General features: G+C 47.4%; 3 protein-coding genes and 1 pseudogene. 3 read left to right on the forward strand and 1 reads right to left on the reverse strand.

The window, feature by feature from the left end:
• Positions 1 to 1,622: pseudogene (locus JF818_RS00320) on the reverse strand (putative selenate reductase subunit YgfK); the annotation flags it as partial.
• A gap of 380 nt (positions 1,623 to 2,002) precedes the next feature.
• Between JF818_RS00320 and JF818_RS00325 the strand changes: the two are divergent.
• The 3 genes from JF818_RS00325 to JF818_RS00335 form a co-directional block, all read left to right on the forward strand.
• A complete protein-coding gene (locus tag JF818_RS00325; protein ID WP_198890009.1) occupies positions 2,003 to 3,469 on the forward strand; it encodes a pyridoxal-phosphate dependent enzyme in 1,467 nt (488 codons plus the stop codon).
• Positions 3,470 to 3,529: 60 nt separating this feature from the next.
• Positions 3,530 to 4,753 (forward strand): pyridoxal-phosphate dependent enzyme, encoded by a 1,224-nt coding sequence (locus JF818_RS00330; protein WP_198890010.1) that lies wholly within the window; start codon positions 3,530 to 3,532, stop codon positions 4,751 to 4,753.
• A gap of 102 nt (positions 4,754 to 4,855) precedes the next feature.
• A partial coding sequence (locus JF818_RS00335) for a hypothetical protein (RefSeq protein WP_198890011.1) occupies positions 4,856 to 5,280 on the forward strand: 425 nt, incomplete at its 3' end.

A 5,280-nucleotide genomic window follows, 5' to 3' on the forward strand; every position in this document is an offset into this window, starting at 1 on the left:
TGCTTGTACTCTTCAAATCCGTTCTCTACTGCAATACGTTTCATATCGCGGATACGAACTGCTCCCTCATAATCCATGCGGGTACAGTGCAGCTGGCACTGGTGGTCACAGATATGACCGGTGATGGCGGGAAGGGCATTCTTGTCATAGATGACTGCCAAGGCTTCCCCATAGCGTCCCTGACCAACAAGCTGGACATACTCAGGTACGTCCTGATGAATCGGGCATGCAGTTTGGCAAGGTGCAACATAGCAATCAAAGAGAGGAAGTTTCTCACCGATCTTCACGGTATCAGTTCCCCTGAAGTCTTTCTCAGCTACTGCATACTTGCCAGCTCGTGCATCCTCCGAGAGCTTTTCGAGTTTCTCGACATCAATGCCATCCATCTTCCAGGCATCACTCTCTTCAAGGATTTCCACAAGCTGTTTCATGCGGGTGTAGCCACCTGGCTTGAGCATATCGGTTGCCAGGGTAATTGGCCTGATACCACTCTCGAACAGTGCCTTGATCGTAAAGGCATTGGCACCACCACTGTAGCTGATGGGAAGCTTTCCGTTAAATTCCTTGCTGAGCTTAAGTCCCACCGTTGTGGAAATAGGAAGCAGGGTACGGCCTGACATGTACATCTCACCACCGGGGAGTACTCCCTGGTCGTTCACTGATCCAAGGGTATTGGTCAGTTTAACACCAAAACCCCTGCCCTCTTTCTTTGCGAGGTCAACCAGGCGATGCAACATGGCAATTGCATCAGGGTATTGCAGATCGTGCTCAAAGCTTTCCTTGCTGATGGTAAGGTAATCAAACCCGAGATCATCTAGGATTTTTCGAACTGTATCAAATCCAAGCAAGGTTGGATTGAGCTTTACAAAGGTGTCTACCTTCTTCTCTGTCAGCATATAGCTGCAGATGGCTTCAATTTCTTTTGGCGGACATCCATGCATGGTACTGAGCGTGGTCGACGGGCTGATATTCCAGCTGATCTTCTCAGTGATGCCTTTAAGCTTCTTCTCGAGCCCTTCCCAAGGAGTGCCTTCGAACAAACCCTCTTCGATCAGTGCTTCCAGCTCCTGCAAGTACTCAGCAAAGCGTTCATCTTTGCGAGCGTCGATCATGGAGTCGATGAATTTCTGCATCTTCTCTGTCTTGATGCCTTCCAGGTTGTAACCAACAGACATATTAAAGATAAAGGAAGGCTTCTCGAACTTACCTTTCTGCATTACTGCTTCCAGCAGATGCAGGATAATCCAAGCTTTTGCATACTCGTCCCATGCTTTGGGAAGGGTAAACTCGCTGGACCATTCAACGTTGTATCCTTCATCCCGTGCATCAATACAGGGTTTCTCAATTTCCAAGGTATCAAGCACCTGGACTGTCTTCAACTCCATGAATCGGCCACCGACAAGATAACTTGCGATGATATTCTGGGCCAACTGGGTGTGGGGGCCTGCAGCGGGTCCGCAGGGTGTGGCACAACTCTGGGAGAATACGTTCAGGCTGTGCTTGCCGCTCTCATGATAAAATTGTTCTTCGGCAATACCGAATATGGTATGGTGATTTCTGTACTCACCAACGATACGGCTAATAAGTTCCGTGAAGGGAACTGGGCGCATAATGTCTCCCATTACTCACTCCTTCGAAAGGTGTCGCCGGGTTCACTACCCGACCCTTTCTCATTCTAATGCAGATTGAAGAGAAGTCAATATTTTTTGCAACATTTCGCAACAAACATTTCATACCAATGATGAACACCCTCTATGAAATTCTTTGTATATCCTCAAATACCAATGGCCTACAAAAAGGATATCTTCTGGTATGAGTATAGCATCAATGTCCATCGAAAAAAACGCACTTTTCGCTAGTATTATCGATTCTAACTACCACTTAACGCAAATTAGTTTTCAAAAATTCAACTTTTACGAATATTATCTTTACATTTTTTCTCATTACGGTATACTTGACTAATCAAAAAATAGTAACCAAGTGTCACCACGGAGGAATAGGCATGCTGATTAATTTGAATGTCAATGAAGAAGTACGGAAAAAGAATATCCAACGTTGTAGGGAGAAAAACATCTTGCTACCTACTTTTAAGCAGATGATGGATCCTTCTACCGTACCAGCTGATATTAAAGAGAAACTGACCCATGTAGGACTTTGGGATGTCGATCCTTTGAACCTGTTCAGGATTACTTGGAAAAACGAACCTACCAAACAGGGTGGAACCTTCGGTGGTGTGAACTATATTGAAGTACCCCGTGAAATCACCGGTGTTAAGGCAAGAATCCTTGCCCTGGTCGGCAAGTGGTTCCCGACCGGTGCCCATAAAGTCGGAGCAACCTACGGCTGTCTCGCTCCAGCTCTGGTTTCTGGAAACTTTGACTCCGTTCACCAGCAGGCTGTCTGGCCTTCCACCGGTAACTACTGCCGTGGTGGCGCATACAACAGTGCATTGCTGAACTGTGACTCCATTGCAATTCTCCCTGAAGAGATGAGCCAGGAACGATTCAATTGGCTGAAAGAAGTTGCAGGCGAAGTGATTGCAACCCCAGGCTGTGAGTCCAATGTTAAGGAAATCTTCGACAAGTGTCATGAGCTCGATGCAGAGCGCGGAAACAATATTGTTATCTTCAACCAGTTCGACCAGTTCGGTAACTACCTCTGGCATTATAAGGTAACTGGAGCTGCAATACTCGAAGCACTCAAGCAAGAGAATGTCGCACCTGAGAATGTTCGTGGGTATGTTTCAGCTACTGGAAGCGGCGGCACTTTGGCTGCAGGTGACTTCCTCAAGGAACATTTCCACGATCTCAAGATTGTGGCTGCTGAAGCATTGCAGTGCCCCACTCTTCTCCGCAATGGGTTTGGCGGACACCGTATTGAAGGTATCGGCGACAAACACGTTCCTTGGGTACACAACGTAAAGAATACTGATATGATCGCTGCTGTTGATGACCAGGACTGCATGGACCTCTACCGCTTGTTCAACGAACCTGCTGGTATCGAGTACCTCAAGAAAATGGGCTTGGATTCCAAGGCAATCGATGAGTTGCAGATGTATGGCATCAGTGGCATCGGTAATGTACTGGCAGCCATGAAGATGGCAAAGTACTACGAGATGGAAGAAGATGATGTGATCTTCACTGTCCTTACCGACAGCTCGGAGATGTACACCTCCCGCTTGAAGGAGCAGAATGAGATCCAGGGTCAGTTTGATGAGAGTGCAGCAATCCGTGCACTTGCAGCTTGTGCTCATGCACAGGGCATCGAAAACCTGAAGGAACTCAACTACTACGATCGTTTGGCTGTACATAACCTGAAGTACTATACTTGGGTTGAACAGCAGGGCAAGACCTATGAGGAAATCAATGCACAGTGGTATGATAAGAACTACTGGAAAGATATTCCTGCAATGGCTGACCAGATCGACGAGTTGATCGAGGCATTCAACAAGGAAATCTTGGCCAAATAGGTCAAGCAAAGCAACAAATGCCGGGCCTTGTGTCCGGCATTTTCTTGATGAGGAGGAACCATGCGTTTTACCTATGAATGTTGTGACTGCGGTGCAGTCTATGAGACGGATGAGGTAATCTATCAATGCCCTACCTGTGCCAAAGAGAATGATGGCACCTCATTTCCGAAAGGAAATGTCATCGTAAAATTGAATAAGGAAGATGTAGAGAAACTTGCAAAGCAGGACCATGTCTCTATGTATGACTTCTTTCCCTACCCGGTCCCTGACAAGGATGTCTATCCTGTGGGAGGAACCCCTGTCGCAAAACCAAAACGGCTCGCCACTAAGTACGGACTGAAGAACCTGGTCTGCAAGCTGGACAGTGCTTTGCCTTCAGGGTCTTTCAAAGATCGTGCAAGTCAGCTGATCGCTGCCCAGGCTCTGTATCATAACCAGAACAAGATAGCCTTGGCGTCCACGGGGAATGCGGGAGCTGCAATGAGTTGTGCTGGGGCCGCTTACGGCCTTGAGATTGTTCTTTTTGTACCAGCAACTGCTCCGGTCAATAAGTTGATGCAGAGTGTGTTGTATGGAGCAACTGTTGTTCCGGTAAAGGGCAGTTATGATGATGCTTTTGCACTCTCCATCGCTTACACCAATGAGTTCGGAGGGATCAATAGGAATACTGCTTACAACCCAATGACCATCGAAGGAAAGAAGAGTGTTTCCATCGAGCTGTTTGAGCAACTGGGACGCAAGGTGCCTGACGTAGTATATGTACCTGTTGGTGATGGTTGTATTTTCGCAGGTGTTTACAAGGGCTTCTATGACTTAAAGGAAGCTGGTTTGATCGAGAAGGTCCCTCAACTTGTTTGTGCACAGAGCAAGCAGAGTAATGCGATCAGCACCGCTTGGAAGAGCGGTGATTTCACCAATCTTCCGAAGGCTACCACCCGTGCTGATTCAATCAGCGTAGAGAGTCCTGCTAACGGTAGAATGGCGGTAAGGTACATCAATGAGAGCAATGGCTGGGCAACAGAGGTAGACGACCAAGCAATCCTTGATGCACAGCTTGAGCTTGCCAAGGATGCGGGTATTTTCGTAGAGCCTGCAGCTGCTTGTGCATGGGCAGCGCTTAGAGCTGATAGCGAAATGCTTAGAGAGAAGTTTGGTGAGGATGTAGAGGTCTGCTGCTTGCTTACGGGAACAGGCTTCAAGGATATGGCTGTTTTTGAGGGTAAAGTCTCCATACCAGAGGCAATCGAGAACAGCAAAGAGGCGGTCAGAAATCGTTTCAAGTAAAAAAACAGGGGAAAGCGGTGCCAAATGGCACCGCAATCTTCTTTCTCCTTTGACAAAATTGCCCGCTTACAGTACCTTTTGACCTGTGATGAGGAGATTCGCATGGAAAGTTTTCTAATCGGTCTCGGAGTTGGCGTAGTACTCGCTATTGTCCTCGTGGTTGTCATGTCTGTTAAACGGCATAAGGAGATCCTTGCAGCAAACAAGGAAACCGAACGTCTGAAGAGGATGTTGACTGACCGAATGGACTTGGAAAGCGAAGGTCTGTCCAAGCTGAAAGAACAAAATGAAGAGCTGAAGAAGCAGAATGAGAACCTGCGCATCACGATGAACACATACTCACAGAAACCAGGGAGAAAGGAACTCGCTCGTCTGCAGGTCTACCAACTTGCTGTCGATCGACTGACGATCAATAGTCCTGGCTTTGGTGCCGCCTGGCAGGCAGCGCTCAAGGAGAGTGAAGATGAGTTCCAGAAGACCTATGTTGGGGTACAACCGTTTATAAAGCGTCTGATACCAATTAAGAC

It is taken from the genome of Sphaerochaeta sp. S2 (assembly GCF_016406725.1).
Taxonomy (GTDB): Bacteria; Spirochaetota; Spirochaetia; order Sphaerochaetales; family Sphaerochaetaceae; genus Sphaerochaeta.